This window comes from Acinetobacter sp. CIP 102529, from assembly GCF_000368325.1.
Lineage (GTDB): Bacteria > Pseudomonadota > Gammaproteobacteria > Pseudomonadales > Moraxellaceae > Acinetobacter > Acinetobacter parvus.
Map to the genome: position 1 here is coordinate 1,344,636 of NZ_KB849355.1, position 22,313 is coordinate 1,366,948.

Annotated in this window: 24 protein-coding genes and 1 pseudogene; 8 read left to right on the forward strand and 17 right to left on the reverse strand. The window is 44.6% G+C overall.

All coding sequences use genetic code 11. The features are described from left to right. Nucleotides 1–17 precede the first annotated feature (17 nt). Nucleotides 18–1,919, forward strand: a complete 1,902-nt coding sequence (gene secD / locus F972_RS11755; RefSeq protein WP_004683170.1) for a protein translocase subunit SecD — start codon at nt 18–20, stop codon at nt 1,917–1,919. 10 nt (nt 1,920–1,929) lie between these two features. Beyond that, nucleotides 1,930–2,898: a protein translocase subunit SecF gene (gene secF / locus F972_RS11760; protein ID WP_004683171.1), complete on the forward strand. Its 969-nt coding sequence runs from the start codon at nt 1,930–1,932 to the stop codon at nt 2,896–2,898. Nucleotides 2,899–2,951: 53 nt separating this feature from the next. Here the strand turns inward: secF and F972_RS11765 are convergent, their stop codons facing one another. From F972_RS11765 to F972_RS11845, 17 genes are all read right to left on the reverse strand, one after another. Continuing rightward, nucleotides 2,952–3,599 carry a 4'-phosphopantetheinyl transferase family protein gene (locus F972_RS11765; protein ID WP_004757163.1) on the reverse strand — a complete coding sequence of 216 codons (648 nt, stop codon included), beginning with the start codon at nt 3,597–3,599 and terminating at the stop codon, nt 2,952–2,954. Between the two features lie 64 nt (nt 3,600–3,663). Continuing rightward, complete coding sequence (gene der / locus F972_RS11770; protein ID WP_004757160.1) at nt 3,664–5,073, reverse strand: ribosome biogenesis GTPase Der; 1,410 nt, start codon at nt 5,071–5,073, stop codon at nt 3,664–3,666. Between the two features lie 175 nt (nt 5,074–5,248). Continuing rightward, nucleotides 5,249–6,391 (reverse strand): outer membrane protein assembly factor BamB, encoded by a 1,143-nt coding sequence (gene bamB / locus F972_RS11775; protein ID WP_004757158.1) that lies wholly within the window; start codon nt 6,389–6,391, stop codon nt 5,249–5,251. Then, entirely contained in the window at nt 6,391–7,089 is a 699-nt protein-coding gene (locus F972_RS11780) for a YfgM family protein (RefSeq protein ID WP_004757156.1), read from the reverse strand. The genes bamB and F972_RS11780 overlap by 1 nt, the downstream gene beginning before the upstream one ends. A gap of 31 nt (nt 7,090–7,120) precedes the next feature. Next, a complete protein-coding gene (gene hisS, locus F972_RS11785; RefSeq protein ID WP_004757155.1) occupies nt 7,121–8,413 on the reverse strand; it encodes a histidine--tRNA ligase in 1,293 nt (430 codons plus the stop codon). Next, on the reverse strand, nt 8,410–9,525 hold the full coding sequence (ispG, locus tag F972_RS11790) for a flavodoxin-dependent (E)-4-hydroxy-3-methylbut-2-enyl-diphosphate synthase (protein WP_004675502.1): 1,116 nt from the start codon (nt 9,523–9,525) through the stop codon (nt 8,410–8,412). Before ispG ends, hisS begins: the two co-directional genes overlap by 4 nt. A 22-nt stretch (nt 9,526–9,547) precedes the next feature. After that, entirely contained in the window at nt 9,548–10,339 is a 792-nt protein-coding gene (locus F972_RS11795; protein WP_004769846.1) for a helix-turn-helix domain-containing protein, read from the reverse strand. After that, a complete protein-coding gene (gene pilW / locus F972_RS11800; protein ID WP_034428277.1) occupies nt 10,330–11,130 on the reverse strand; it encodes a type IV pilus biogenesis/stability protein PilW in 801 nt (266 codons plus the stop codon). The genes F972_RS11795 and pilW overlap by 10 nt, the downstream gene beginning before the upstream one ends. Before the next feature lie 17 nt (nt 11,131–11,147). Next, complete coding sequence (rlmN, locus tag F972_RS11805; RefSeq protein WP_004683183.1) at nt 11,148–12,383, reverse strand: dual-specificity RNA methyltransferase RlmN; 1,236 nt, start codon at nt 12,381–12,383, stop codon at nt 11,148–11,150. A gap of 122 nt (nt 12,384–12,505) precedes the next feature. Further along, nucleotides 12,506–12,937: a nucleoside-diphosphate kinase gene (ndk, locus tag F972_RS11810; RefSeq protein WP_004683185.1), complete on the reverse strand. Its 432-nt coding sequence runs from the start codon at nt 12,935–12,937 to the stop codon at nt 12,506–12,508. 112 nt (nt 12,938–13,049) lie between these two features. Then, the gene (gene iscX / locus F972_RS11815; RefSeq protein ID WP_004652532.1) at nt 13,050–13,250 is read right to left on the reverse strand and encodes a Fe-S cluster assembly protein IscX; all 201 of its coding nucleotides are present in this window, start codon (nt 13,248–13,250) and stop codon (nt 13,050–13,052) included. A gap of 105 nt (nt 13,251–13,355) precedes the next feature. Continuing rightward, complete coding sequence (locus tag F972_RS11820; RefSeq protein WP_004675495.1) at nt 13,356–13,907, reverse strand: phosphatase PAP2 family protein; 552 nt, start codon at nt 13,905–13,907, stop codon at nt 13,356–13,358. A 27-nt stretch (nt 13,908–13,934) separates the two neighbouring features. Next, entirely contained in the window at nt 13,935–15,221 is a 1,287-nt protein-coding gene (locus F972_RS11825) for a glycosyltransferase family 4 protein (protein WP_004683187.1), read from the reverse strand. Nucleotides 15,222–15,379: 158 nt separating this feature from the next. Then, nucleotides 15,380–16,219: a symmetrical bis(5'-nucleosyl)-tetraphosphatase gene (locus tag F972_RS11830; protein WP_004757151.1), complete on the reverse strand. Its 840-nt coding sequence runs from the start codon at nt 16,217–16,219 to the stop codon at nt 15,380–15,382. Nucleotide 16,220: 1 nt separating this feature from the next. Continuing rightward, a complete protein-coding gene (rsmA, locus tag F972_RS11835) occupies nt 16,221–17,033 on the reverse strand; it encodes a 16S rRNA (adenine(1518)-N(6)/adenine(1519)-N(6))-dimethyltransferase RsmA (protein WP_004683190.1) in 813 nt (270 codons plus the stop codon). 32 nt (nt 17,034–17,065) lie between these two features. Next, nucleotides 17,066–18,034, reverse strand: a complete 969-nt coding sequence (gene pdxA, locus F972_RS11840; RefSeq protein WP_034423055.1) for a 4-hydroxythreonine-4-phosphate dehydrogenase PdxA — start codon at nt 18,032–18,034, stop codon at nt 17,066–17,068. A gap of 42 nt (nt 18,035–18,076) precedes the next feature. Beyond that, nucleotides 18,077–18,712, reverse strand: coding sequence for a hypothetical protein (locus tag F972_RS11845; protein WP_004757147.1), 636 nt, complete (start codon nt 18,710–18,712; stop codon nt 18,077–18,079). 261 nt (nt 18,713–18,973) lie between these two features. On the opposite strand from F972_RS11845, the gene rplM reads away from it, so the two are divergent. The 6 genes and pseudogenes from rplM to F972_RS15935 form a co-directional block, all read left to right on the forward strand. Next, nucleotides 18,974–19,402, forward strand: coding sequence for a 50S ribosomal protein L13 (rplM, locus tag F972_RS11850; protein ID WP_004675486.1), 429 nt, complete (start codon nt 18,974–18,976; stop codon nt 19,400–19,402). A gap of 12 nt (nt 19,403–19,414) precedes the next feature. Further along, nucleotides 19,415–19,801, forward strand: coding sequence for a 30S ribosomal protein S9 (rpsI, locus tag F972_RS11855; protein WP_004675485.1), 387 nt, complete (start codon nt 19,415–19,417; stop codon nt 19,799–19,801). Nucleotides 19,802–19,933: 132 nt separating this feature from the next. Continuing rightward, a complete protein-coding gene (locus tag F972_RS11860; protein WP_004675484.1) occupies nt 19,934–20,590 on the forward strand; it encodes a glutathione S-transferase N-terminal domain-containing protein in 657 nt (218 codons plus the stop codon). Nucleotides 20,591–20,604: 14 nt separating this feature from the next. Further along, a complete protein-coding gene (locus F972_RS11865) occupies nt 20,605–21,030 on the forward strand; it encodes a ClpXP protease specificity-enhancing factor (protein WP_004675483.1) in 426 nt (141 codons plus the stop codon). A gap of 15 nt (nt 21,031–21,045) precedes the next feature. Continuing rightward, entirely contained in the window at nt 21,046–21,705 is a 660-nt protein-coding gene (locus F972_RS11870) for a hypothetical protein (RefSeq protein ID WP_004683195.1), read from the forward strand. Nucleotides 21,706–21,964: 259 nt separating this feature from the next. Beyond that, nucleotides 21,965–22,313, forward strand: a pseudogene (locus tag F972_RS15935) (transposase); the annotation flags it as partial.

Below are 22,313 nucleotides of genomic sequence, written 5' to 3' on the forward strand. Positions count from 1 at the left end.
ATTTAAGAAGAAAGCGAATGCGTTACCCTGCATGGAAATATTTACTGATCCTTGTGGTACTTGTGATCAGTACGTTATATGCACTTCCTAGTCTGTATCCAGATGAACCTGCTGTCCAGATTTCTGGGGCAAAGGCAGGTACCCAGATTGATCAGAGCATAGTGCAAAAAGCTGAGCAGATTTTAAAAGCTGCCAACATTAGCAGTCACGACAACAGCTTCACCAACAACGCGGCATTATTACGTTTAGACTCCTCAGAGGCCCAGTTAAAGGCCAAGGAAGTGCTGCGCCGTGATTTGGGTGATGACTACGTGGTTGCCCTCAACCTTGCACCAACCACACCAGAATGGTTGCAAAAGATTGGGGCCAAACCGATGAAACTTGGTTTGGACTTGCGTGGTGGTGTACATTTCCTGCTTGAAGTCGACATGGATAAAGCAATTAGTCAGCGTATGGAAACATCTGCAACTGATCTGCGTCGTCAATTTCGTGACAACAAAATCAAGTTTAACAACCTTAATTTAAGCAATAACACCATTACCATCCAATTTGCTAACAACGCAGATCGTGATGCCGCGGCAGATTTCCTGCGCCGTAATAGTAATGAGTTTACCCAGCAGGCGGTTGCAACGGCTACAGGCGCCACCTTAAAACTGAATTACACTGATGCACGCCGTCAGGAAATCCAGTCTTATGCAGTGAATCAGAACCTGACCACCCTACGCAACCGTATTAACGAGTTGGGTGTGGCTGAAGCACTGGTACAGACACAGGGTAACAACCGTATTGTGGTTGAATTGCCAGGCGTACAGGATACTGCCGAGGCAAAACGTGTTCTTGGACGTACCGCAAACCTTGAGTTCCGCTTGGTTGCTGATAGTAATGATCAATATATTGACCCATATACAGGAAAATATAATGGTCAGCCGCTTCCTCCAGGCACGGAAGTATTTGCCTATGAATCACTGGATAGTGGCCGACAGCTTCTGTTAAATCGTAACCGTATTTTGACCGGTGAACGCGTCCAGAACGCAACCTCTGGCTTTAGTCAGGATTCAGGTGGTGCAGAAGTCAACATTACTCTGGACTCCGCTGGTGGCAAGCTCATGGCAGATGCCACCCGTGGTGCTGTGGGTAAACGAATGGCAGTGCTGTTTATTGAAAATAAGCAAAAAATCAGCTATGTCACTGATCCTCAAACAGGGACCCAAACTGAAGTTCGTACTCCATATACCGAGTCTGTGGTGATCAATGCCGCAACCATTCAGGCCGTGTTGGGTTCACAGTTCCGTATCACAGGGCTTGACTCTCCACAGGAAGCGGCTGAACTGGCGTTGATGCTTCGTGCAGGTGCCTTGGCTGCACCAATGTACTTCGTGGAAGAGCGTGTAGTCGGTCCTAGCCTGGGTCAGGAAAATATTGATAAGGGCGTGTTATCTACCCAAATCGGCTTCCTGTTGGTTGCGATCTGGATGATCGTGTTCTTCCGTTTATTCGGTTTGATTGCCAACTTTGCATTGGTGTTCAACCTTGCCATGATTCTTACTGTAATGTCATGGATTGGCGCTTCCCTCACCCTGCCAGGTATTGCAGGTATCGTGATCACCATTGGTATGGCGGTCGATGCCAACGTCCTGATCTGTGAACGGATACGGGAAGAGATGCTGTGGGGTGCATCGCCCAAGCAAGCCATTGTCGCGGGTTATGATCGAGCCTACAACACCATTTTTGACTCGAACCTAACCACTTTTATCGTGGCATTTATTCTGTTTGCAATTGGTACAGGTCCAATCAAGGGCTTCGCTGTGACCTTGATGATCGGTATCATCTGCTCAATGTTTACTGCGATTACCGTGACTCGTGCCATCGTACAGCTCATTTATGGCAAACGCCGTAATTTGAAAAAGTTGAGTATTTAAGGAGATTCACATGACTGATCTGACTCAACAAGACTCAAAACAATACGGTCGTCCAGATAATCTAAAAATCATTCCATTCATGAAGATTGCCAAACCTGCCGCAATCTTCTCGATTTTGCTGACTATTGCCAGCATCTTCTTTATTGTCACCAAAGGCCTGAACCTCGGTCTGGACTTCACTGGTGGTATATCGGCTGAATTGAACTATAAACAGGCGGTTCAGCCTGCTCAGGTAGTTCAGGCACTGGATCGTGCTGGATTCAAGGATGCCGTGGTACAAACTCTGGGCAGTAACACTGACCTGATCGTGCGTATGCCTGTTCAGGAAGACCTTAATGTTGAAGACCTGAACAACACCATCACCAAAGCGGTTCAATTGCCAAACAATGCCGCAGAAGTGCATAAGGTGGATTCTGTCGGCGGTGCAGTGGGTAATGAACTTTATGTACGTTCTGCGGGTGCGGTTGCACTTGCGCTCCTGCTGATGCTGATCTATGTAACCATTCGCTTCGAGATCAAACTGGCAATTGGCGCTGTGCTGTCGCTATTCCATGATATTGTGATCATTTTTGGTGCATTTGCGCTGTTCCAATGGCCATTCGATTTAACAGTTCTAGCAGCAGTACTTGCAGTTATTGGTTTCTCGCTCAATGATAATATCGTTGTATCGGATCGTATCCGTGAGAACTTCCGTAAGATTCGTGGTGCAACCCCACGTGAAATCGTGGATATTGCCCTTACTGAAACCTTACGCCGTACGATCCACACCTCGATGACCCTGTTACTCGTAGTGCTTGCCATGATGTTCCTGGGTGGTGATGGTCTGCACTGGTTCTCTGTGGCGATGTTTATCGGTGTATTTGTGGGTACTTACTCATCCATTTATATCGGTACAGCTTTCGCTTTATGGCGTGGCCTGAATCGTCAGGACTTTATTGTCCAGGTTAAACCTGAGTTTGAAGAAGAAGAGATTCCTTAAACTTTCTACTTCTCTTGATTCAAATAAAATGCCAGCATGATCGCTGGCATTTTTTATAGCTGAACCACCTCAATCTGTGGAAACTGAAAACCACGACAGGATTGCTCTGCCCGCCATGCCACTGTCAACACAATCTTCTGATTTAAGATAAAATTCTGATAGGCAAAAGTCCCCAGTAGTGGATGGGAACACATTCCTCCATGACTGGTTGGATGAATCTGGGTATTTAAACTATTCAGGTCCAAACGAATCCCCAAACCCGATGCCTTTAAAATTGCTTCCTTGGTCGTCCAGACCCTAAACCAATATTCTTTATCCTGACTTTCTTGCCATGTTTGATATTCTTCGGGATGAAATGCATGCTGAGCCAAAGCATCAAAGCGAACATGACGATCCAATTCCTCAACATCGACCCCAATGTCTTTAACACGTTCACTCATGGCCAAAGCATAATATTGCTGACTATGTGAATGGTTAAAATGTAGCGAATGAGACGTTAAAAAAGGTTTGCCATGTTCATGCTGAGCAAAAGCCAAATCTGCTATTGAGCAATCCAGCTGATGAGCGAGAAAGTGATTACGCTGAGCTTGAATCTGCTGTTTTTTATAATGATTAAAGCGGCTTAAATCAGCAAAATCTGTTTTCTTCTTTTCAAGCAGTTGAGCCAATGCCTGAACATAAATCTGGATGACACGCGCCATAACAGCCCTCATTGCAATAAAAAAGCCCAAAGTCTGCTTTGGGCTTTTGACATCAAGAAAAAACTTAACGCTTGAATTTCTTTTCCGCCTTTTTAAATTTCTGGATATAACGACGTTTACGTGCGGCAACACGCTCATCCACTTGAGACTTACGCCCTTCAAATGGGTTTTCTGAGGTCTTAAAGTCAATTTTTACAGGTGTACCCTCAAGCTTATACACTTTACGGAACACGTTCTCTAAATAACGACGGTAATCCGCAGGGGTTTTATCGACCTTGTTGCCATGAATCACGATGGTTGGTGGATTTTGTCCGCCCATATGCGCATAACGCATTTTAATACGGCGACCACCAATGGATGGCGGTTGATGCGCCTCGGTGGCATCATTTAAAATCTGGGTCAGTTTTGCTGGTGAAACTTTTAAGTTTGACGATTCATAAGCACGGTGAATAGATGGATATAATTCTCCCACCCCAGTTCCATGCAATGCAGAAATCAAGTGGATTTTTGCCCAGGGAATAAAGTCAAAACGGCGTTCAACATCAAGCTTGCATTGCTTACGGTCATACTCGCTCATGTTGTCCCACTTGTTGATGGCAATGACCATGGCACGACCCGCTTCAAGCGCATAACCAATTAGATGCAGGTCTTGCTCTACAATCCCCTCACGGGCATCAACCACCACAACCACCACATTGGCATCTTTCATGGCCTGAAGGGTCTTAACGATTGAGAACTTCTCAATCATTTCATCGACCTTACCTTTACGACGCACACCTGCGGTATCAATCAGGGTATATTGGCGGCCATCACGCTCAAATGGAATATAAATCGAGTCACGTGTTGTTCCAGGCTGGTCAAAAGCCACCACACGCTCTTCACCGAGTAAACGGTTAACCAGCGTTGATTTCCCCACATTGGGACGGCCAATGATTGCTAAACGCAAGCCCGTGTTTTTATTGTGTTCTTCTGGATTTTCATCTTCTGGGACTTCCGCCAGCACCTCTTCCAGCATTTGCTGCACACCACGACCATGACTGGCTGCAACCTGTATCGGTTCACCCATACCGAGCTTATAAAACTCCACCAAGGCTGCTTCCGCATGTACACCATCGACCTTGTTGGCAACGAGGTAGACTTTCTTGCCAAGGGTACGCAACTCACGCGCAATTTGCTCATCTGAAGCCAATAAGCCAGCGCGGGCATCCACAACAAAAATAATGATATCGGCTTCATGGATGGCAGTTTTTGACTGCTCCGCCATATAGGTGTCGATACCCCCCTCATTCTCACCGATACCACCTGTATCGACCACAATGAACGATTTGTTCTGATAAACCGCATCACCGTATTTGCGGTCACGGGTTAAACCAGCGAAGTCAGCAACCAAAGCATCACGACTTTTGGTGATTTGGTTAAATAGCGTTGATTTTCCGACGTTTGGACGACCAATGAGCGCAATAACGGGTTTCATAAACTAACCTTAATTCAGACGAGCCATCTTGATGACATCGTATCAGAAACAGTATGGAAGATTTTGGTGATCAAGTAATCACAATAAAAATTCGGGGCTTTGATAATCAAATACCCCGATCAATGTTCTGTTTAGCAATCGCTAATTGATTATTTTAGCACAAGCAGAGCTAAAATTAACGATTCTGCCAAATGCTTAATGCACCTTTCCGCGTAGCAACATAAAGCTGGTTATCAATCACGCGTAGTGACTGCACTTCACCACTGGTTTTGGCACGCCCAACCAGTTTACCCGAAGCAGGATCAAGCAGATGGATCACACCATCCATATCACCCACCACAAGGCTCTGCCCCAACATGACAGGGTTACTGAGCTGACGGTTCAGCAACTCCTCATTTTGCCAAGCCAACTGACCTGTGCTCAGGCTATAGGCATTCAGCTTACCATCCACCGTAGAAACAAATACCTTATCACCCGATACTTCTGGGCGGTTGGTACTACTGGCATCTTCACTCCACACCACACGCTGTGTGGTCAGATCGGTGACTGTAACCTGTCCTTGAAAACTGGTGGTGACCAGATACTGCCCCGCAACTACAGGATCGCCTACAATGTCAATCAGGCGCTGGATGTCTGAACGTCCTTCACTGATCGCAACACGGCGCTGGAAACGCGGCACACCACTAATGACATCCAATGCATATACATAGGCATTCGCTGATGCGACCAAAATAGTACGGTCATCCAAACGTACAGGTGCAGGCTGACCACGTAGGCTAAACTGGACGTTTGGCAATTTATAGGCCCACACTTGCTGTCCAGTAACAGCATCATGCGCAAATACAGTACCGTCATTTGCAATCGTAATAACTCGTCCCGATTGAATGAGAGAAGGAGACAAAATCGCACCAGATAATTTGGCAGACCATTTTTGGCTACCAGTAGCCTGATCTAAAGCAAACAACTGTCCCTTACGGTTGCCCACCACAACAATTCCCTCAGCTGCTTCTACACCAGCAGTGAGTTCCTGTTTGGTAATCTTGCTTTTCCAGAGTTGTTCCTTGCCCTTATAGGCAGAAACCTGACCATCAGGATCAATCGCAAAAATCATGCCATTGTCGGTATCCAACTGTAGGCGTAAAGCCTCAGCCGCATTTGTAGATGAAACACTTTGCGAAAACACAAGGTTCAAGCCTTGTTGTTGCTGAATTTTCGGCAATGGATTTGGTTTGGCCTCTTTAACCTTATTACTTGAACATCCAAGCAATAAAGCTGAAGCAACTGCAATGGCCAAAGGTAGTTTTAGTTTATTCTGCATTAAGACTCATCCACTTTGGTATCTAAGATCGGGCGCTCAATTTCAGGATCATCTACTAAAACGCCAACACTTTCGAGTTTAATTTGTAAAAGCTGACGCTCCTGTTTACGCTCAAGCAGGTTATCCCAGGCACTTTGATACGCCTTACGCGCGGATGCATTGTCTTTTTTCGCAACATAGATATCGCCACGCAACTCATCTGCGGTTGCTTTAAACGCTGGTTCAGTCACGGTTGATAAGGTTTTCAAAGCATCGTCATATTTCTTTTGTGCTAATTGTGAATCCGCTAAACGTATTTTTACAATCTGCACCAAACCCGCATCTTTGACTTTCGAGTTTTCAACTTTCTTTAATGCTTTTTCAGCTGCAGCGTAGTCTTGTTTATCATAAGCAAGTTTCGCCAGGATAAATTGAGTTTGAATCGCCTGCACAGAATCCGCATCATCCTTGACAATTTTGTCTGCCGCTTCAGAGACTGTTGCCAAGGCATTTGGCTGACCTGATACCGCTTTCGCCTCATCCATCAGCTTTTGCACCTTGGCGGTTTGATTCTGGGCTTCAGCCAAGTTTTTCTTTTGCCAGTATTCCCATCCGAAAAAGGCAATCAGGGCAATGAGAATTCCGCTAATCATGGCAGAACCATATTTTTTGGCAAACGACTTTATCTGGTCGAGTTGTTCTTCATCACTTAAACTCATGTGATTGTCCTTTTCCTAAATATTGTGCAATTTATTGTTTAAATTTTTCGACAAAAAATGGAGTCAGCTCAGTCAGGCTGACCTGTGACTGTTCAGCCGTGGCAAGCTCTTTCACCAAAAGCTGTTGTGATTCCCATTCACGCTCACCCAGAATTACGGCATAGACCGCACCTGACTGGTCTGCCTTTTTCATCTGGCTTTTCATGCTGCCCTGAGAACCAGTTTTTAGGCGAATATTGCTATTCGCAGCTTCCAACTGGTCACGGATTTGCTCTGCCAACACCAAAGCTTTTGCCTGATAAGCTGGTTCGGCTACCAGAAACACTTCACAGTCACGCACTTCTTTCGCCTGCTCGACCTGCTCAAGCAACAACAACAGGCGTTCCATCCCCATAGCAAAACCGACTGCTGGCACAGACTGATCTACCTTGCCTTTTAGCTGCCCAACTAGACCATCGTAACGGCCACCCGCACAAACCGTCCCCTGTGAACCCAACATGCTGGTGGTCCATTCAAAAACAGTCTTGTTGTAGTAGTCCAGACCACGAACCAGTTTCTGGTTAATCACGAACTCAACCCCAGCATCAGTTAAATATTGCTGCAATTGCTGAAAATGCTGGATTGAATCTTCTTTTAGGAAGTCATGCAACTTGGGTGCATTTTCCAGAATCTTTTGGGTGGATTCACTTTTAGAATCAAGGATACGCAATGGATTAGTGGTTAAACGACGTTGCGAATCTTCGTCCAATGCCTCTTTATGCTGGTTTAAAAATTCAACTAAAGCTGCACGATATTCTGCACGCTCATCGGTTTCACCCAAAGTATTCAGCTCAAGACGTACACTCGCTGCCACACCCATACGTTTCCATAAACGTGCAGTCATTAAAATGATTTCAGCATCAATATCAGGTGTTGCCACACCAAAGGTTTCCACACCAAACTGGTGGAACTGGCGATAACGGCCCTTTTGTGGTTTTTCATAACGAAACATTGGACCCACATACCAAACTCGCGGCGCAGCGCCTCGTAGCAGGTTATGTTCCAGCATGGCACGTACACAACCCGCCGTGCCTTCTGGACGCAAAGTCAGTGATTCTGGCGGATTACCTTTGTCGAAAAAGGTATACATTTCCTTTTCAACAATATCTGTTGCATCACCGATGGCACGTTTAAATAAACCTGTCTGCTCTACAATCGGCAACCTGATTTGTTGATAGCCATAGGCATCCATTAAAGATGCTAATTGTTGTTCCAGACTTCTCCAAGCCGCAGTTTGCGTTGGAAGGATGTCATTAAAACCCTTGATCGCGACAATTGAACTCATGATGAACTACGAATAATTTCTTTAGATTTTGCTTCTTCAAGCTCTTGAACACGTTGACGAACCATTGTTTCAATTTCATCAACCAACTGATTGGTGTCAATCAAATGACTCTTTTCGCCATTACGGTAGACCAGCGAACGAGGTGATGCACCGACAATCCCGATATCTGCCTCTTTGGCTTCCCCAGGTCCATTGACCTTGCAGCCAATCACAGAAACATCCATTGGGGTACGAATGTCTTCCAGACGCTCTTCCAGCGCCTGCATCACCTGAATCACATTGAATTCCTGACGCGAACAGCTTGGACAGGCGATAAAGTTGATTCCATTGGAACGTAGACCTAACGATTTTAAAATATCAAAACCGATTTTAATTTCATCTTCAGGTTCAGCCGCCAATGAGATACGCATGGTGTCGCCAATGCCTTCCATCAATAATCCGCCAAGCGCGATTGCTGATTTCACCGTGCCTGTACGATAAATCCCTGCTTCGGTTACACCTAAATGCAGTGGATTATCAATCTGTTGAGACAATAATCGATAAGCATCCATGGTTAAAAATACATTCGATGCCTTAACACTGACTTTAAACTCATGAAAGTCTAAACGATCAAGAATGTCGATATGACGCATGGCAGACTCAAGCAGGGCCTGTCCTGTCGGCTCACCATATTTGACCTGTAGGTCTTTTTCCAGTGATCCCGCATTCACCCCAATACGGATTGAGATGCCATGATGTTTGGCCGCAGCCACGACTTCACGGACTTTTTGGTCTGAACCAATGTTTCCTGGATTGATCCGTAGACAGTCTGCACCATAATCGGCAACAGCCAAGGCAATACGATGATCAAAGTGAATGTCTGCCACCAATGGTACAGAAACACGCTTACGGATGGCACCAAACGCCTCCGCCGCTTCCATTGAAGGCACAGAAACACGCATGATGTCGGCACCTGCATCGGCACAGCGCTGAATTTGCGCAACCGTTGCATCGACATCACAGGTTTCGGTATTGGTCATGCTTTGAACACTAATCGGGGCATCACCACCGACATACACCGAACCTACCCGAATTTTTCGAGTCAAACGGCGTTTAATGGGGTTCACAATCATCGTATAGCTCTACTCTTTGGCGTTAACGAGACAAACGGAAATCTGCTTTTCCATTGACAGTATATGGAGACAAGGAAATCTGTTCCTGATTTAAGGTCAAGGATACAGCGGTTGCATCATCTAAACGAATTTGGAATGGTGATTCACCACTCAAAGTTAATGTAGATGCTTGACGACCTGTAGCCAGCACTTTACCTGTTGCATCAACAATATGCACAGAGGTTGGTCGGCTAAAATTCAATACAAGCTGGTCACCCGTTGTTGCAACACTATTCCCCATTGGAAGAATCTCAACATCCGAGTTGGTGATTTTAGGCACATCCGCCTCATCTTTCTGGCTAGATGTCCAATTTTGTACAGCCATCACTGCCAACCAACCTAAGACTAAAACAGTAGCTAAAATAGCAATACGATTCAACCATTTACGGTTGCGCACACTTTTCGAACCAGAAAGCTTGCCCATAGTCTTGATTGGCGAGTTGCTCAGGGCATGATTGGCCTTGAGACCTGTGTCATTGGCATAGATTTCATCAAAACGCTGGATGATGGCACTGGCATCTGCATTGAGCAGTTTTGCATAGGCACGGTAATAGCCTTTGATGAATGTGGCTTCAGGCAAGGATTTATAGTCATCTTGCTCCAATGCTGTCAGGGTTTTGACAGGCATGTTCAACACGTTTGCAATCTCTTCAAGTTCTTTCTTTTGTGCAATACGAATTTGACGCAAATACTCACCAGGTCGTTGAATATTTCCCAACGATGACGAAAGTGAGTTTGAGCCAGTTGGCTGATGTGAATTTGGATTTATTTCCATACGGCCTCAGTACTGTACTGTAATTGCAAATAACGTTGATATTCTGGACTATCAGGAAACAAGGCGCGCATCTGGTTGACCAGCACCTGCATTCCCAACTGATCCGCATTGGCTCGAGCAATGCGTATACCAATCCAGAGTGCACGGGCACCCTGATTCTTCTGCCCCACATTACGAACATATTGTTCATAAAGCTGTGATGCATCTCTATTATTCTGCTGCAAATAGAAAATTTCCGCCAACTCTAACATGGAGATGGTGGCATTTCGATTCGCGTGTAGCGCCTGTTTGAATGATTTTTCAGCATTCGCAACATCGCCCAGTTTTAAATAGATCCACCCCAGATTTTCCAGCGACTGATAACGCTGCTCATAGCCCAGGGTTGCACCCGCACGGGTAAATTGCTCAATGGCATCATTATAACGTTGCAGCTGGTACAAATATGTACCGTAATTATTACGGGCCTGTGCATTATTCGGCTCAGAGGAAATCGCACGCTTGAAATAGGCGTCCGCTTTCTCCATATTGGGTTTACTGCCCTCTTGTTGCAGCAATATGCCCATCATCATGTTGGCTTTTGCATCACGGGAATCGACTTTCAACGCCTGATCAAGGGAGCGTTTGGCTGAATCCAAGTCACCTGTACGAATATATTCTGCGGCGAGCTGTGTACGCACCTGCACCCCTTTTTCAGGGTCTTTTTTCAGTGTGTTTGATTGGCAGGCACCCAGGCCCAAGACAGTAAATACAATAGCACTTGCTATAATCGTTTTTGGTCGAGTTGTATTCAACACTTTACCCTCAAGTATTATCCTTGTGTGCGCAAAATTTCTTGTTGCTGCGCCACTTTCTTTTTCCACTGTTCGGCACGACGGGTACGGTCAGCCACCTGTCCCACCAATTGACCACAGGCAGCATCAATATCATCGCCACGTGTCTGACGAATCGTACACACAAAACCTGCATCAGACAAAGTTTTTTGGAATGCAATAATACGGTTTCGGCTTGAACGCCCATAAGGCGCATGCGGGAATGGATTAAATGGAATCAGATTGATTTTACTTGGCAGGTTTTTCAATAGTTTTAATAACTGCTGTGCATGTTCAGGCTGGTCATTGACCCCATCCAGCATCACATACTCAATGGTGACATGACGGCGAGCACTTTCGTTGCCATCTTTTGCCAGATAACGCTGACATGCAGCAATCAGTTGTTGTAATGGGTATTTTTTATTAATTGGCACCAGTTCATTACGCAACTCGTCATTTGGTGCATGCAGTGAAATCGCCAGTGCCACATCTATATCCTGCGCCAACTGGTCAATTTTCGGAACCACACCTGATGTTGACAGCGTCACTCGGCGCTTGGACATGCCATAGGCAAAGTCATCCAGCATCAACTGCATGGAGCTCAGGACAGCATCATAGTTGAGCAATGGCTCACCCATGCCCATCATCACAACATTGGTTACAGTACGTTCACGCTCAGCAACAGGCACATCTTCCATATAGGAATAGTTTGCCATCCAGAGCTGACCGATAATTTCCGCAGGGGTTAAATCACGCTGGAAACCTTGCTTGCCTGTAGAGCAGAATGAGCAATCCAGCGCACAACCAACTTGCGAAGAAATACACAGGGTCTTGCGTGCACCTGTTTTATCTTCAGCAGGAATCAGCACGGTTTCAACCAGGGAACCCTCGCCATCGCCAACACGGAACACCCACTTACGTGTACCGTCTTTGGAATAGTTGCGGTGCACCACTTCAGGTGCCTTGATCTCACAAATCTTTTCCAGTTTTTCACGCAGCTTGCCTGAGATATTGCTCATCTCAGCAAAATCAGTCACGAAATACTGGTGAATCCATTTCATTACCTGACCAGCACGAAACTTCTTTTCGCCCAGGTCTTCAAAGAATTTTTCCAGTTCAGGACGAGACATGCCCAATAGGTTCACTTTTGCAGCAGTAGCTTGAACCACAGGCGTAGCGCAGGACTGTTGTTTTTCATACAGATTTTCTGATGAAACTACGGCTACAGAACTCATGTGAATTTACCTAAAAGATGTCAACGCTAGAAAAGGCTGTGCATTATTTACACAAACCGATCTATAAGAAAATAAAAAACCAGATAAGCAGTATACCACTTATCTGGCCTGAATGCTTTGGATTAACGAGTGCGTGGGCAGATCTCGTTGTCAGCAAAGAAGTAAGCGATTTCACGCTCAGCAGAAGCAACTGAATCAGAACCGTGAGCCGCGTTTTCGTCGATGCTTACAGCAAAGTCAGCACGGATTGTGCCAGCAGCCGCTTCTTTAGGATTTGTAGCACCCAAGATTTCACGGTGAGCAAGAACTGCGTTTTCGCCTTCAAGAACTGAAACAACCACTGGACCAGAAGTCATGAATGCAACGAGGTCAGCAAAGAAACCACGTTCTTTGTGCTCAGCGTAGAAACCTTCAGCATCCGCTTGAGAAAGGTGTTTCATTTTAGTTGCAACAATTTTTAAGCCATTTTTTTCAAAACGGGCAAAAATGTCACCGATGTGGTTTTTTGCAACTGCATCTGGTTTTACGATTGATAAAGTACGTTCAATTGCCATGATTGGCTCCCTAATCTAGGTCTAAACATTAAAAAAATTTGCCGCATTATACCGATGTCAGCACCAATAATCAGCTTGAATCTGTAAAAGTTCGCTAATTTCTGATGAATTTTTATCGAACCTCATCCAGCCATGCCATTTGGATGGCTTCCAGCAAGCCCTCTGTTGACTTGTTTGGGTCATCACTAAAGTCAGGCAAGGCACAGACCCATGCGTGTAAATCGGTAAAACGAATCCATTGTGGATCAACATCTGGATGCGCTTCGGTGAGTTCAATCGCAATATCAATCGTATCTGTCCAACGTAAGCCCATGTGACAACCTGAGTGTAATGAATGTGATTTAGCCTACTTTAACAAATCAGCAGATTTAAGGGATAGTGCTGTTTCGGTAAATTCACCCAAAATTTACTGTTATATTTATAAAAGAATATTAAAGCTCGGTGCCAGCACGATGATTGTACTTGCAACCGATGCCCCAATGATCGCCCCCACAATCACATCACTTGGATAATGTAGCCCAAGAATCATTCGTGACAATGCAACCAGAATCGTAAATGGCAACATCAACAATAATAAGATGGGTTGAATATAGCCCAAGGTCATCGTAACCATCACCGCATGCAGGGTATGGCCTGATGGAAAGCTAAAATGGTCCAGTGGCCGTTCACCTAAAACAATGACTTGATGGACCTGGTAAGGTCTTGGACGTGTGGTTTTGTGTTTGAGGAATTTATAAATTAAGGTGCCTGCTGAACCTGCCACAATCAGGTACAGAATTTGTAGACCGTATGCCAACCCCTGCATGATCCATACGGACAGCAGCATCACATACCAAAAAGGTCCATCTCCCAAACGACTGATGGTTTTAAAAAACAGGGCAACTGCTTGCGTCTGGGAGAGATGATTGAGATATACGCAGCCTTTTAAATCGAGATCGAGCATTTTTATTTTTGCATTTTGAAATTTCATACTTTTTCTCCTCTTGTTGAGAATAGTTTAGGTAGAGGTCATGGGAGACTCCTTCAGCACCTGATAAAGTGCTTGTTCAAGTTGCTGTACAGGAAACTGCCAACTGCTGTGCTGTACGCTTTCACTGGCCAGCAAACCCATTTGCCGCAATTGAGGAAGCGCGGGTAAACGGCAAATGGACTGGATCAAGTCGGTTGTATGACCCAAAGGACTCAACCATCCTGTGATATTGTGTTTGACGTGCTGGTGTGCACAGACGTAGTCATAGGCAATCACGGGCAAACCACTGGCGATTGCCTCCAGCACCACGTTACCAAAGGTATCCGCCTGACTGGCAAAGGTAAAAACATCTGCGCTTGCGTAGGCTGTTGCCAACTCATGCCCACCAAGACTTCCCATAAAGATTACGTCTTTGGATGTGGTCATCTTGCTGAGTCGGATACGGTCAGGCCCATCACCCACAATCACAAACTTGATATTGACACCCTGCTGGACCTGCAAGGCATGGAAGCTTTTAATCAGCACATCAACTTCTTTTTCGGGTGATAAGCGCCCGACATACAGCATCACACGGGTATCAGCATCGACACACCATTGTTGGCGCAGTCGCTGGGAACGATGTTTGGGGGAGAACCGTACCGTATCGACACCACGGCCAACCACAACCAATGGACAAGTCACGCCAAAACCACGCAGTGCCTGTTCGGTATACTGGCTCGGTACACAGGTCACATCGGTACTGTTATGAAACCAGGTTAAGTAACGCTGGATGGGCTTAACCAGAAAGGCTAGGTCAAAGAAGCGGCTAAAATCCTGAAAAGGCGAATGAAAGCCACTAGACACCGCAATCTTCTTTGCTTTGGCTGCCTGTAATGCAGTGAGTCCTAAAGGCCCTTCAGTCACAATATGCACCACATCAGGTGAAAACTTTTCAAAAGCTTTGGTGACCTTTAGATATTGCGGCCAGCCAAATTGCAGGCTTGGATATTTTGGAATCGGTTGGGACAGCACCAGACACTCCTGTTCAGGATGAAATTCCGCACAGGTTTCTTTCTGAACTGGACGAACCAACAGGATTTTATGCCCAAGACGTTGCAAGCCCTGACATAACTGCATCATGGATAAAGCCACACCATTGATTTCTGGTGGCCATGTTTCAGTTACAATTGCGATTCTAAGACGTGGACGAACCAAATCCCGCAGTTCGGATCGTTCATAAGACTGATCTTTTTGCTGCTTCCTTTTAAAATAGAATTTAAAATTTTCAGGAAACTGATCTTGCTTTAATAGAGATGTCGCGTATGTACTCTGCATATCGCCATCCATTTGTGTCGTTATTTTCATACGTTTAGCTTATAAATATTTTTTGACACTTTAATGATCAGTGTATGACAGTTTATTGACAGCTTTAAAAAACAAAAATGCTGCACTTAAACATCAAGCGGAGCAATAAAAAATAATTCAGAGTTTTACTAAGCCAACGGATTATCCACCTTAAACAACTGTTGATCCTCTAAACGCAAGGCAACCAGTTGCTGCCCCCAGACACAGCCACCATCAACATTTTGAATTTGAGAGCTAATGGTTTTACCCTGCAACGCCGCCCAATGTCCAAAAATTAATTGGTGGGTTTTGGCCGCCTGACTCTCAAACTCAAACCACGGCTGAAAGCCTGTTGGCATCGGTGCATCCAGTGCATCCTTAAACTCAAACTCCAGCCTACCCTCCGCATTGGTTAAGCGCATACGGGTTAAATAATTGGTAATACAACGCAAGCGAGCCTGCCCATTCAAATCATCTGACCAAAGATCAGGTTGCTCACCATACATTTCTGCAAGGAAAGCATCCAATACCGTAAGATCGTCATGCCCAACCACCTGTTGCACTTCACTTGCCAACTGCACAGTTTGTTCTGCCGACCAAATACAAGGCACACCCGCATGGGTAATCAAGGTGTGATCATTCGGACATAGACTTAAAGGCTGTTTACGCAGCCAATCAATCAGTTCATCACCATCAATTGCGTCAATAATCTCTTGTGTACGGTCTTTGTCTTTGATTTTCTTCAAGCCACGCGCGCAGGCGATCAGGGTTAAATCATGGTTGCCTAAAACGGTTGCAGCAGCGCCTCGGTCAGCCAGCTTTTTAACAAAGCGCAAGGCACCCACCGAGTTTTCACCACGCGCAACCAAATCACCTGCAAACCATAAAAAGTCCTGATCTGGATCAAAGCGAATTTCTTTCAATAACGCTTTCAGGGCTTCAAAGCAGCCCTGCACATCACCAATGACATAATTATAGCGATTGGACATTTTAAGGCACCATTTGATCAGACAAGGCCACAAAATCAGCCAGACTCAAGGTTTCTGGACGTGCCATAGGGTCCACACCTGCTTTCTCAAAACCCTCTTCAACCAACATGCCTTTTAAGCTGTTACGCAAGGTTTTACGGCGCTGGGTAAACACATGGCCAACCAAACGCGCCAAAGCTTTTTCATTTTTGGCGATAATTGGCTTAGTTTCATAAGGTTCCAAACGAAATACCGCAGAAGTCACTTTCGGTGGTGGATTGAATGAACCTGGTGGTACTTCAAACAAAAAGGTTGGTTTACAGAAATACTGAATCATCACCGATAACCGCCCGTACTCTTTGGTATTTGGCACAGCGGTAATACGATCAACCACTTCTTTCTGCAACATGAAATGCATGTCTTTGACTTTGTCACCAAACTCTAACAGATGGAACAAGAGTGGGGTTGAAATGTTATAGGGCAGATTTCCTACGACACGTAGTGGACGGCCTGCCTGAAACAACTGGGTGAAATCATATTTTAAGGCATCTGCCTCAACAATGATCAAACGTTCAGGATGTGGCACGCGAGCAGGCAAACCTGCTGCCAGATCACGGTCCAGTTCAACCACTGTAAGCGCATCGCACTCACCAATCAGGGGCGATGTCAGTGCAGCCAAACCTGGGCCGATTTCGACAATATTATCGCCCGCACGTGGATTCACTGAGCGTACAATTTTGGCAATCACACGCTGGTCATGCAAAAAGTTCTGACCAAAACGTTTTCGAGCCTGATGCCCTTCATCTTTAGGGTTTAGGGCATTAATTTGATACATAATAATTCCAACGTGAATAATTTATCCATCACTCACTGATGGGCTAAATCAAGTGCTAAATCAACCGCAACATGCAAACTCGACGATTTTGCCTGTCCAGTGCCTGCAAGAGAAAGTGCCGTACCATGATCGACCGAAGTTCGAATAAATGGCAGGCCTAATGTAATGTTTACCGCCTCACCAAAGCCCTGTGATTTTAACACAGGTAAGCCCTGATCGTGATACATGGCTAACACCGCATCTGTTTCTTTGAGGTGATCAGGCGTAAATAATGTATCGGCGGGCAAACTTAAACTGATGTGAATCCCCTGCTGGCGATAGGTTTCCAGCACAGGATTAATGATCTCTATTTCTTCGCGTCCCAGATAGCCATCCTCACCTGCATGGGGATTGAGACCACAGACCAAAATTCGTGGTTTGGCTATTTTAAATTTTGTTTTTAAATCATGAATCAGGATGTCAATCACCTGATGCAGGCGTTGTTTGGTAATCGCATTAGGTACATCACGCAAGGGTAAATGTGTTGTGACCAAAGCAACCCTTAATGTTTTGGTGGCCAGCATCATCACCACACGGTCAACACCTGCAAATTCCTGATAGTATTCCGTATGGCCACTAAAACCAATCCCAGCATCATTGATCACGGATTTCTGCACAGGTGCCGTTGCAACACCCACGCTACGTCCAGACATCGCATACTCGGCTGAACGTCGTAACTGCTCAATCACATAAGCCGCATTGGCGGGATTTAATTGTCCTAGTTCAACAGGTTCAACTAAAGGGATATGCTCCACAAAAAGCTGTCCTGACAGGCTTGGCTGTTGCTGCCCCTGATATGCGACCAGTTCAACGTGGTTGTCCAATTGCTCCGCACGCTGTTGCAGCATCTGCATATCTGCCAGCACAACAACTGGACGCTCATCCACTCGCCCAGCCAAACTTAGACAGATATCAGGACCAATCCCCGCAGGTTCACCTGATGTGACATATAAAGGAAGCATAATCATCCGAGTTTCCAAGCTTTATCACACTCAGTATGGCGATTACTTCTCAGGATTACCACTTAATGTTCTAGGTAGGTTTTCAGGCACCAAATTTGATGGAACAGCCTCCACCGTACGTGTCCACGGATTGACCTTGATTTGTACTTTTTTCTCTGGTTGTACAGCCGCCACAACTGGCTCTTCCTTTTTCGCTTTTTCTACAGTTGCCACAACTGTACTCGCTGCTCTTTCTGCAATTGCAGTCGTTCCCTGTTTTTCAGGGTTAATTAACTGATGTTGTGTGGTGACAGGTTCTTTTTTCTCAATGATTGGCTGGGTTGGCACCACAGCACTTGCTGGACGGGTATATGGCTCAGCAATGACTCCCTGTTTATAAATCGTTTGCGAATTGGGATTGGTTGCCACAGGTGAACTGGCTGGATTGACCATATCCACAGGAATCTCAATCGGTTTCATTTCTGCGGTTACCGCCATGGCTGGATCAACATGATCATTACCACGGCTTTCCAAAACTTCCAGCTTGCGTTCTGTCCCCTCTTTAGGTTTAAATTCAGAATAATTGGTCACACTGCTCTGGTCCACCCACTTATATAGTCGCCGTGCGTTTGCTTGTGTAGAGCAAACGCCAATTAGCAGGCTGACTACAGCAATTTTTGTGGCAAACGACAGTTTCATGAAAGGTTCCCAAGAGAGCTAGATACTTCTATTTATTTCAATTAATTGATATAAAAATGATAGGGTAAATCCCATACTGTCACAAGGGAAATAATGTAGTCTGAAATTCATGACGCCATAGTTACAAAATCAGTCACTTTACAGCAAAATATGGCATCCCGATCGAATTGTTCTTGTACACTTTTTCAAATTCATATAGAATTCGGTCTCCTTTTGTTTGGGTGATTCCTTGCCCAAACCAACTATAATAGGTAGTGGTTAATGAAAACTCTCAGCGCTAAGCCAGCTGAAGTTCAACACGACTGGTACGTTGTTGATGCTTCTGGCAAAACTTTAGGTCGTCTTGCGACTGAAATCGCCCGTCGTTTACGCGGTAAACACAAAACTTCTTATACCCCTCACGTTGACACTGGCGATTACATCGTCGTAATCAATGCTGAGCAAGTTCAGGTGACTGGTAACAAATCACTTGATAAGAAATACTATCGCCACACTGGTTTCCCTGGGGGTATTCGTGAAACTAATTTTGAAAAATTAGTTGCACACAAACCAGAAGAAATCTTCCAACGTGCTGTAAAAGGTATGTTGCCAAAAGGTCCTCTTGGTTACGCGATGATCAAGAAGATGAAAGTGTACGCTGGTAGCGAGCATCCTCATACTGCTCAACAGCCACAAGTTTTGGACATCTAAGGGATACAGCACATGGCTACTAATTATGGTACAGGTCGCCGTAAGACCGCAACTGCACGTGTTTTCTTATCTGCTGGTACAGGCAAACTCGTAATCAACAATCGTACTTTAGAGCAATATTTCGGTCGTGAAACTGCTCGTATGGTTGTGCGTCAGCCTTTAGAGCTTTTGGAAGCAACTGAAAAATATGACCTTTACATCACTGTTAAGGGTGGTGGTATCGGTGGTCAAGCTGGCGCAATCCGTCACGGTATTACCCGTGCGTTGATCGCTGCTGACGAAACTTTAAAACCTGCTCTTCGTCAAGCTGGTTTCGTTACTCGTGATGCTCGTGAAGTTGAACGTAAGAAACTTGGTTTACGTAAAGCACGTAAACGTCCTCAATTCTCTAAACGTTAATCATTTATTGAGTTGGACAAAAAACCTCGGATTTTTCCGAGGTTTTTTATTTCTGGGCACTTTAGTGTCACAAAGATGCTTTTCCAGCATTTTTTTAGTATGCTAATCCGTTTATATCTCTAGCTTTGTGATATGTCATCGGTTGAAAATACGCCTGTTCAAGGTATTACGCTTTATAGTCATGCAGATGATTTCCGTTCACACTGGATTCGTTTTTTACTTGCTGAAAAACAGATCAAGTATCAGCTCATCATTACCGACCATGAAGATGAAGACTTAGCCGACCTGAATCCATACAACCAGTTGCCAATGCTCATTGAGCAAAATCTAAAACTCTTCTCGGCAAACGTGATTGCAGAATATCTTGATGACCGTTATCGCCAGAATAAGCTCTATGCCGATGCACCAATGGCGCGGGCTGAGCAGCGCCAATATATCTGGCGTTTTGAACAGGACTGGTTTCAACTGGCTGACCACATGCTCCGTCACGCAGACACACTCAATCCCACACAAAAACAAAAGGCACAGAAAGAATTGAGAGATACCCTGATCTCGCTGACCCCATTATTTCAACATTTTCCATTTTTCATGTCTGAAAATTTCTCTATTCTGGATTGTATGCTTGCACCCATTTTCCTGCGTTTAAAAAGCATGGGGATAGAACTTCCTCCACAACACTGCCGTCCAATTTTCCTGTATTGCCAGCGCATCTTTAGCCGATCATCTTTTATTAAATCAATGACAGCCCAAGAAAAAAACAGCTACAATGACTTCATTTCTACGATTTAATAAGTTTTTTAATTATGTCTGAGCAAATAACCATTACCCCAACACGTCCCTATCTTGCCCGCGCCATTTATGAATGGATTTGTGACAACCAGTTGACCCCCTACTTATTGGTTGATGCCACACAACCTCATACCGATGTTCCAGTACAGTTCGTAAAAGATGGACAAATTGTTCTGAACCTTGCCCCACATGCAATCCATGCTCTGCACATGAGTAACGAAGCCATTACGTTCTCGGCACGTTTTGGTGGAGTAGCAAAAGAAATTTATGTGCCTGTTCGGGCGATGCTGGGAATTTACGCCAAAGAAAATGGACAGGGTTTATTTTTCGACCCAGCTGAATATGCGGACATTGAAGATACACATGTTGCCCAGGCGAGTGAAACAAAAAAAGAAGCAGAACCAAGTAAAAAGAAACCTTCTCTTAGAATTTTAGATTAAACGAGGAAATAGACGATGGCATTCGACTTAGTTCAATACTTTTCCGAACAAATTAAGCTTCAAAAACCACAGCTTTTTAGCCAGTATTCTCCCAAAGAAAAGCAATTTTATATTCATGAAGTCAATGTGCTGACACTAGGACAACTGATTAGCATTTGGAGACAAGACCCAAAAAAACTTTATCATGAAATCAAGGCTGCCGACCCGCTTTATATTCAGGAAATTGCCCGACACCTCACTACCTCCAAACATAATAAATCTGCACTTAGCCCAGCCGAGCTAGAGCCCAGTATCTCAGAGGTATTGAGTCTACAGTTTACTGAACTCAATCAACTTGACCAGACAGGAAGCTTTGGACAAACAGGACTCACAGAGCTTTTGCTTGGACAAATCGAGCACTTGTCTGGACAGGCAGAAGACTGGGTTTGGTCAACTAACCAGCTCACCGAACTGAAAGGCTCCAAACCTGTTGAGCAGCAAGATATTTCACTGGAAACCACCATGCAGGAGTTCAATCAAATGGTTCATCAGGCACAACCTAGCATCCATCACACTGAAGAAATTGAGGTTGAACAGCCAGATGTTCCAGCCTGGTCCTATCTACTTTCCCCAGTCATTGCATTGGTCATTTTACTATTCATGTATTATTCTTACAGTCAATTACTTGCACATTAATTAAATAATAATTGATAAAGAAAGTTTAAAAACTTTCTTTATCATACACTTATAATAAATTTAAATTTCATAAAATATGTTTTAATACAGTTTAACAAGAAATATATTTACATTTATTTACAATCAAAAGCAGCATTATATTTTTAATATTTATGTGAATAAAATCACATTAAAGCTCAATTTAGAGATGGATCCGTAAATTTGAACAACTCCTATAAGTGATATTCTGCTCCTCAAATGATGTTATAAACATCAATATATGGAGTATTTTATGGCACGTAGACCAAGAAGAAATCATTCAAATGATTTTAAAGCTAAGGTAGCACTTGCTGCGATTAAAGCAGAAAAAACACTTGCTGAATTGAGTGCTGAATTTGATGTTCATCAAAACCAAATTATTGACTGGAAAAATCAATTGATCTCAGCTTCCTCGCAAGCTTTCGATCAATCAAAAGCTCCATCAGAACCCCCCATTGATCTTAAAAAGTTACATGCAAAAATCGGTGAGCAGGCATTAGAAATTGATTTTTTAGAAGGTGTGTTGAAGAAACTGGGCCGCTTCAACCACAAAAGTTAATCGACGACTCACTTCAGATTTCAGTATCTAA

Excerpts from the sequence above, each read along its gene's own strand:
- secD (WP_004683170.1), top strand. The coding sequence starts at position 18 with ATGCGTTACCCTGCATGGAAATATTTACTGATCCTTGTGGTACTTGTG.
- secF (WP_004683171.1), top strand. The coding sequence starts at position 1,930 with ATGACTGATCTGACTCAACAAGACTCAAAACAATACGGTCGTCCAGAT.
- F972_RS11765 (WP_004757163.1), bottom strand. The coding sequence starts at position 3,599 with ATGGCGCGTGTCATCCAGATTTATGTTCAGGCATTGGCTCAACTGCTT.
- der (WP_004757160.1), bottom strand. The coding sequence starts at position 5,073 with ATGAAACCCGTTATTGCGCTCATTGGTCGTCCAAACGTCGGAAAATCA.
- bamB (WP_004757158.1), bottom strand. The coding sequence starts at position 6,391 with ATGCAGAATAAACTAAAACTACCTTTGGCCATTGCAGTTGCTTCAGCT.
- F972_RS11780 (WP_004757156.1), bottom strand. The coding sequence starts at position 7,089 with ATGAGTTTAAGTGATGAAGAACAACTCGACCAGATAAAGTCGTTTGCC.
- hisS (WP_004757155.1), bottom strand. The coding sequence starts at position 8,413 with ATGAGTTCAATTGTCGCGATCAAGGGTTTTAATGACATCCTTCCAACG.
- ispG (WP_004675502.1), bottom strand. The coding sequence starts at position 9,525 with ATGATTGTGAACCCCATTAAACGCCGTTTGACTCGAAAAATTCGGGTA.
- F972_RS11795 (WP_004769846.1), bottom strand. The coding sequence starts at position 10,339 with ATGGAAATAAATCCAAATTCACATCAGCCAACTGGCTCAAACTCACTT.
- rlmN (WP_004683183.1), bottom strand. The coding sequence starts at position 12,383 with ATGAGTTCTGTAGCCGTAGTTTCATCAGAAAATCTGTATGAAAAACAA.
- ndk (WP_004683185.1), bottom strand. The coding sequence starts at position 12,937 with ATGGCAATTGAACGTACTTTATCAATCGTAAAACCAGATGCAGTTGCA.
- iscX (WP_004652532.1), bottom strand. The coding sequence starts at position 13,250 with ATGGGCTTACGTTGGACAGATACGATTGATATTGCGATTGAACTCACC.
- F972_RS11820 (WP_004675495.1), bottom strand. The coding sequence starts at position 13,907 with ATGAAATTTCAAAATGCAAAAATAAAAATGCTCGATCTCGATTTAAAA.
- F972_RS11825 (WP_004683187.1), bottom strand. The coding sequence starts at position 15,221 with ATGCAGAGTACATACGCGACATCTCTATTAAAGCAAGATCAGTTTCCT.
- F972_RS11830 (WP_004757151.1), bottom strand. The coding sequence starts at position 16,219 with ATGTCCAATCGCTATAATTATGTCATTGGTGATGTGCAGGGCTGCTTT.
- rsmA (WP_004683190.1), bottom strand. The coding sequence starts at position 17,033 with ATGTATCAAATTAATGCCCTAAACCCTAAAGATGAAGGGCATCAGGCT.
- pdxA (WP_034423055.1), bottom strand. The coding sequence starts at position 18,034 with ATGCTTCCTTTATATGTCACATCAGGTGAACCTGCGGGGATTGGTCCT.
- F972_RS11845 (WP_004757147.1), bottom strand. The coding sequence starts at position 18,712 with ATGAAACTGTCGTTTGCCACAAAAATTGCTGTAGTCAGCCTGCTAATT.
- rplM (WP_004675486.1), top strand. The coding sequence starts at position 18,974 with ATGAAAACTCTCAGCGCTAAGCCAGCTGAAGTTCAACACGACTGGTAC.
- rpsI (WP_004675485.1), top strand. The coding sequence starts at position 19,415 with ATGGCTACTAATTATGGTACAGGTCGCCGTAAGACCGCAACTGCACGT.
- F972_RS11860 (WP_004675484.1), top strand. The coding sequence starts at position 19,934 with ATGTCATCGGTTGAAAATACGCCTGTTCAAGGTATTACGCTTTATAGT.
- F972_RS11865 (WP_004675483.1), top strand. The coding sequence starts at position 20,605 with ATGTCTGAGCAAATAACCATTACCCCAACACGTCCCTATCTTGCCCGC.
- F972_RS11870 (WP_004683195.1), top strand. The coding sequence starts at position 21,046 with ATGGCATTCGACTTAGTTCAATACTTTTCCGAACAAATTAAGCTTCAA.